The organism is Verrucomicrobiales bacterium (assembly GCA_016793885.1).
In the GTDB taxonomy this organism is placed as follows: Bacteria; Verrucomicrobiota; Verrucomicrobiia; order Limisphaerales; family UBA11320; genus UBA11320.
On record JAEUHE010000016.1, the window covers coordinates 69,799 to 76,160 of the forward strand.

Here is a 6,362-nt window from a genome sequence, read left to right on the forward strand (position 1 = left end):
CATGTCCACTTGGCTGGGCTGGTTTGCTCGGGCTGACCAGGCATTGACGATCTGGAAAACCGACGCATTTGAATTGGCGATCGATGGCCGAGGCGCGTTGGCGTCCTTGGTCCCTCGCGGCGCCGATCGAAATTATCTCGCGAAGGGCCAGCCTTCACCCCTGCTCACGCTCCGAACCAAGGGGCAAGCCATGGTGCCGGAGCGCGCGCGCTGGGAGGAATCGACCGGAAAACTAACCCTGGAGTACGGTGCAGCCGGGGCCCAGGCCGTGGTCCGAGTGATGGTCAAATCCACTCATGTGTCGTTCGAGTTGATTGAGCTTAAATCCCCTCAATTTGTGGAGCTCGCTCTGTGGGGTCCTTATCCTATCGATATCAGTGAGACGATCGGCGAGATCGTTGGGGTGGTGAGAGATCGCCAAGTGGCAGTGGGTATCCAGAGTTTGAACCCCAAAACCATCGGTGGGTATCCGACCAACGACAATGATGTACCGCAGGGCCACTCTGGCGACGACAAGGGCTACTATCCGAATCTTCCGGAAGGCCTCCGGGCCGGGCAGGGGTTCCGGGGCGATACCGCGCGTGCCACCAGCTTCGGCAGCGTGCTGCAAGCCTACTGTCGGGATCGCAGTGTCGATCGTGTGATATCCAATTGGGGACATCAGAGCTACCGGGTTCCCGCCCTCGCCGACGGGGGAGTTCTTGGCAGCCGTATCGCGCTCTTCGCCTGTCCCGAACCCAAGGCACTCGAGACGATTGGCGCCATCGAGCTGGCGGAAGGGCTGCCTCACCCGCTCCTCGACGGTGTTTGGGACAAGATTTCCCCGGGAGCCACGGCGAGCTACCTCATCGTTGATTTTGGCGAAAAGACCATCGACCGTGCGATCGAGATGACTCGCCGCGCCGGGCTGCGGTATCTTTACCATAGCTCCCCATTTGCCACCTGGGGCCATTTCAAGCTGAAGCCCGAGCTTTTTCCGAATGGCTGGGAAGGCTTCAAAGCATGCGTCGACAAGGCGCGCGCCGCCGGAATTCGTCTTGGATTCCACACGCTCTCGAATTTCATTACGCCGACGGATTCCTACGTTTCTCCGACCCCTGACTCCCGGTTGGCTGCGATTGGAGAAACCGACCTGGATGAGGATATCACCTCCGTCGTCGATCAGATCCCGCTCAAGGATCCAGAACTGTTCCGCAAGCGATCCTCGCTGAACGCCGTTCGGATCGGTGGGGAGTTGATTCGTTTTAGCTTCTTGTCCAAAGACCCACCCTGGCGGCTGATGGAGGCGCAGCGGGGTGCTTGGGGTACGCGTGCGACGGCCCATTCGCGGGGAGAGCGGGTCGAACGACTGCTGGACCATGACTACAAGGTCTTGCTTCCCGACATGAGCCTGTCTCTCGATGTGGCTCGACAGATTGCCGCTCTCAATAACCAAACGGGTGCCTTGCAGCTCTCTTTTGACGGATTGGAGGGCAATTGGGCCAGCGGCTGCGGGGATTACGGAGTGGCGCTGTTCGCGAAGGCTTGGTACGATGCTCTGGATCCATCCCTGCGCGGGCAGATCATCAACGACGCCAGTCTTCCCTGTCACTACAATTGGCATATCCACACCCGGATGAACTGGGGGGAGCCCTGGTATGCCGGCTTCCGGGAGAGCCAAACGCTCTATCGGTTTAAGAACCAGCTGCTCTTCCAAAGGAACCTTATGCCCCACATGTTGGGTTGGTTCGCGCTCCGAAACAATACCAGCTTGGAGGATGCTGAATGGCTGCTGGCCAGGGCTGCGGGGTTCGACGCTGGATTCGCATTAGCCATGAGCCTGGCCAGCACCGCCCAGTTGGAGGCGGATCCTTTCTCGGCAGAGACCGCCAAGCGCTTCGGTGCGATCGGTGCGATTCTCGAGGCTATTCGCCGCTGGGAAACGGCTCGTATGGCTGGTGCTTTTCCGGAAGAGGTGAAGAAACTTCTGCGCGACAACCAGCGTGAGTTTGAGTTGCGGGCGGCAGCGGACCAAAAAACAGGGTGGAGCCTTTACGAGGCTCAGGTCTCCCGATTCGTGCATGCCTCCACCAATGGCCCGGCGAAGGAATACGTCATCGAGAACTCGATGCCGGAGCAGGGTTTGAAGTGGAGCATTCAGTCGGTGGGAAAGTTTCCTGTGTCTAAGATTCGTCTGGAACTGAATGGTCGCCTGCTATTCGATCTCAAGGATCGGAGCTTGCCGATTGGGGGGATTCTCAAGTCCGCTGGCCAAGGGGAGTGTGTCATGACCGATGGGGTGTTGAAGGAGCTTCAGCGACTTCCAAGTGAAGCATCCGCCGAGCGGATAGCCCAAGGTTCCTCCAAACTCGTGGTGCATGCGGATCTGCCTCAGGGTTCGAGCCTGAAGCTGGAGTTTCGAACGTTGGGGGTTCCCATCTCCTTGTTCCCTCGGAACAAAGAGGCTCAGTGAGCAGCCTGTGCGGATCGCCCCCTATGAACTGGTTGAGCGCGCTTCTTGGTCTGGTTGTCAGTCTGGCTTCGCTCGCCCATTGCGCGGGAGCGGCGTTGGGCCTTTCGGTTGGATCGGAGGGTCAATTGCTACTCGAGGGCAGGCGCTACCGCGGGGTGGGAGTAAATTACTACGACTTGTTCGTCAGGCAGATTCCGGACCCTACGGATCGGACAGCCCAGCTAGGAATGGAACAGTTGGCGAGTTTCAAGATTCCGTTTGTCCGCTTTTCAGCGGGTGGTTACTGGCCGCACGATTGGCGGTTGTACCAAACAAATCGGGCTGAGTATTTTGCCCGGCTGGATTCGGTGGTGAGAACCGCTGAACGCTTGGGAATCGGGCTTATACCCTCACTGTTTTGGCATTACAGCACGGTTCCTGATCTGGTGGGCGAGCCAGTCAGCGCTTGGGGCCGGACCAATAGTCAGACTCATAGTTTCATGCGGGAGTATACCCGCCAGACGGTGACGCGTTACCAGTCTTCTCGCGCCATCTGGGCCTGGGAGTTTGGAAACGAGTACAACCTGCCAGCCGACCTTCCCAATGCCGCAGAACATCGCGCCCCGGTAGTGCCGGCTTTGGGCACGCCCTCGTTTCGCTCTCCCGCTGATGACCTGAGCCACGCGATGATTCGGGTGGCTGTTCGAGAGTTTGCGGCTGAGGTCCGTCGCCATGATGCGCATCGGATGATTGTGAGCGGTCATGCGTTTCCCCGCACCTCGGCTTGGCATCAGGCCGCGGAAGGTAGCTGGCGTCCGGATAGTCCGGAGCAGTTTGCGCTGGTGATCGCTGCCGACAATCCGCTTCCCGTCGACAGCCTCTGCGTTCGAGCCTATGACCTGACCAACGATGTAGGTCGGATTCCTTTAGCGATGCAGGCGTCCCGGGACTTGAAAAAGCCGCTTTTCGTTGGTGAGTTTGGCGTTCCTGGTCCGGACACGAAACAAGCCAGGAAGGTCTTTGCGTCGCTACTCGGAAACATTGAGACCGGCGGCGTGCCTCTGGCGGCGCTCTGGGTCTATGATTTTCAGGCCCAGGCAAACGAATGGAGCGTGACCCTTTCGAACGCGCGGGGTTGGCAGCTCGAGGAGATCCGAGCTGTCAATCAGCGGATAGGGAACGCAAAATCCAGCCACTAGTCGGCTGCGAAACTGCCGGTGAACCGTCGCCGATCTCAGCGCAAAGGCTTTTTGACTGTCAGGTAAGCACTGGCGGCCATGGTCGGGTCGAACCGGTCTTCCAGGTCTGCGAGCAGATGCTCCGCGCGGCGTTTCACCTTGCCGGAAAATGCTTTCTTGCCCTGGATAATGACCTGGATGCTGGAGTTGAGGTCGACCAGTTCATCGGACAGTCTCAGGATCAGTCGATCAGGGACATCCCCATCAATCCGGATCGACTGACCTTCCACCGTCGCGATGATTTGCTGTTTGGCTTTGGCTTTCACGTCGGCCGGGAGCTGCAGCCAGTAGAACCGATCGTGGAGGACATCATCCTGAACCCAGACGATTCTCTTGGGCCATGCCCTACGTTGGAACTGCGCCATCCAAGGCAAGGCTTCGGCATCTTTTCGATTCATCCAGTGTCCCAGGCCTTCATAGATCCTGGACATGTGTGGGTAACCTTCGGGATCCTGTTTGGCCAATTGATCGAGTTGTGCGCTTCGATCGGCCGCAATCTTGTTGCGGCCATAGGCGGAGTCGTTGCCGCCCATGAACACAGCGAACGGGAGATTGCGCAGGCCAAGCAGCGAGGCCTCATTAGGATGTCCTGCCATCATTGCGGCTGCGGCGAATCGATCGGCCATTCGCGGAGCCAACTGCCACACCCCGTCACCGCCGGCCGAGTAACCCATTAGATAGACCTTGTTCGGATTAACCCCTTGGAGCACCACGTAGTTTTCGATCAGACGCTGGAAGAGTGGGTCGATATGTCCTTCGTGCCAGAGATTCCACGTGTCTGTTGGAGCCCTGGGGGCTACGTAGATCCCTTCGGCGGGTTGGTAGAGACCGATCTGGTTGGTCCACTGGCGATCGTTTACTGCGGCCGGTGCGTTACCTCCCCCATGCATTGAGATCCAGAGGCTTCGTCCTTCCGACGGCGGCTCGCCGAATGTCTTAGAAAGCCAGCGCAGCGACTTGCCTTGGAACTCGATCGTTCGCTGATCGAGTTCCGACTTGCGCTCGGTCGCCAACTGGGTCGTGCGGTTCGCAGCTAAAAGCTGGAGCGCACGGGAGGCATCGGCTTGGGATAGGGTACGGCGAAGCACCCTGGATTGTTCATCGCGTGCCGCCTGGGGAAGGGCAACCCATTGTTCAAGTGCAGCGATGGCGGGCGATACCTTTCCCAATTGATCCCAGAAGGCGTCCAGTGTGGTTTCTCCAGCGGTGGTGGGACCGAAGGCCATCTCCCGCGTTTGGTTGCCTATCCGAAAGCGAGCCCAGCCGCGCGAGCCCGGCTTCAAAGAAAACCTGGGCATATCATTCAGGTCAGCGGTGCCTGCCTTGGTTGTGCCTTGGCCTGCCGGTTGACCGTCGACCAGCGACAGGCTGACGCCGGCGGGAATGCGTTTGCCGGCTTTCTTGTCGAATAACCGGACTCCGACGAGCGATTCAGCGGGTTTGGGCTCCGTTGACTTGGCGTACCGAGCGGTCACGTTGACGGACGCCACTTCCTTATTGGTTCTTGCCCAAACCATGGGGAAAGTAAGCCCCTCTCGCTTCCAGGAGGTTGCATAAATGGCGTGACGGGGCTCATTCGCTTTGGCTTGGGCGGCATCCCCGACGAACCAGCCTCGGTTTAATCCCTTCTTGTCGTACTCGTCGGCCCCAGTGAAATGCCAATCCCCGTCCCAAATCTCAACCCAGGTGTGATTGCCCCGGAGGTTGGCCCAGAGCGGCGTTCCTACTGCACGGGCAGGAATGCCAATAGACCGGCAAGCGTCTACCAGGATAATGGAGAGCCCGGTGCAGGTGGCCATTCCAAGTTCCATGGATTCCTTGGGACTCTGATTCGGCCGTTTGCGGCCGGTATTGTAGTGGACTTTGACTAGATTGAAGAGCTGACGGTTGAGCGTTTGAACTGCTTCGGTTGCCGTCTTGGAGTCCTTCACCAGGCCACGCGCCATCTGGTAGAACTCTTTCCGCCACGGATCGCGCTTCTCATCGAAGACTGCGTAGGGAAGCACGTCGTTGAGGAAGATGGCCTCCGGGACCTGCTTAGCCCAGGGAAACTCGCTGCGGGCTTGGAACGCAAGGTCAAGATTATCGATGAGAAATTCGGTGGATAGCGAGCTGCGGTCCGAATCGGGCATGTGTTCTACCAGAAACTGGGCTGCTCGAGCGCCGGACTCGCCATGTTTGGTTCTCGCCTCTGATATAAAATCATCGATCGGCGAGGCGGTGGCCAGCGTGGCCGACAAGATCAGGAGCCAAAAGAATCTCATGGGTGCAGCCTACCAATGGTCCGATTGGATAGGACAGCGAAAACTCCCGCCGGTCTGGTGACGTGATGCCCGGCTCCTTCTCACTTTCCGTAATCATCTCTGCCAACCCTTGTGAGTGAAATCCACCTCCTTTCCCTCTAGGGACAGGCCATATCAGGGCTACTCTGACCTATCCTCCTGGAGCCGAGAACGGTGCCGCAAGGAGCCGCTTACGACCCACCGAGGCACGCATGTTATAGCCGAGTAGGGACAGGCCAGGTCCGCAAGTGGGGACATTGGGAAGCAGGGACAGACCTGAATGGCAGTTAGTTAGCGCTTCGAAGAAATGCGGTATTTGGGACCGAAGACGCTGTTTTTGTAGTATCGGTTTCGATGGGAAATTTCGCGAAACGTTCTCCGATGTTTCATCAGGAGCGGATAAGGCTTAGG

Annotated in this window: 3 protein-coding genes; 2 read left to right on the plus strand and 1 reads right to left on the minus strand. The window is 58.4% G+C overall.

The genetic code is table 11. The features are described from left to right. Position 1 precedes the first annotated feature (1 nt). Together JNN07_02300 and JNN07_02305 are read left to right on the plus strand one after the other, a co-directional pair. Positions 2 to 2,452: a hypothetical protein gene (locus JNN07_02300; protein MBL9166555.1), complete on the plus strand. Its 2,451-nt coding sequence runs from the start codon at positions 2 to 4 to the stop codon at positions 2,450 to 2,452. 23 nt (positions 2,453 to 2,475) lie between these two features. Then, the gene (locus JNN07_02305) at positions 2,476 to 3,630 is read left to right on the plus strand and encodes a cellulase family glycosylhydrolase (GenBank protein MBL9166556.1); all 1,155 of its coding nucleotides are present in this window, start codon (positions 2,476 to 2,478) and stop codon (positions 3,628 to 3,630) included. Between the two features lie 35 nt (positions 3,631 to 3,665). On the opposite strand, the gene JNN07_02310 is transcribed toward JNN07_02305, so the two are convergent. After that, positions 3,666 to 5,933: a dienelactone hydrolase family protein gene (locus JNN07_02310; GenBank protein ID MBL9166557.1), complete on the minus strand. Its 2,268-nt coding sequence runs from the start codon at positions 5,931 to 5,933 to the stop codon at positions 3,666 to 3,668. Positions 5,934 to 6,362 lie beyond the last annotated feature (429 nt).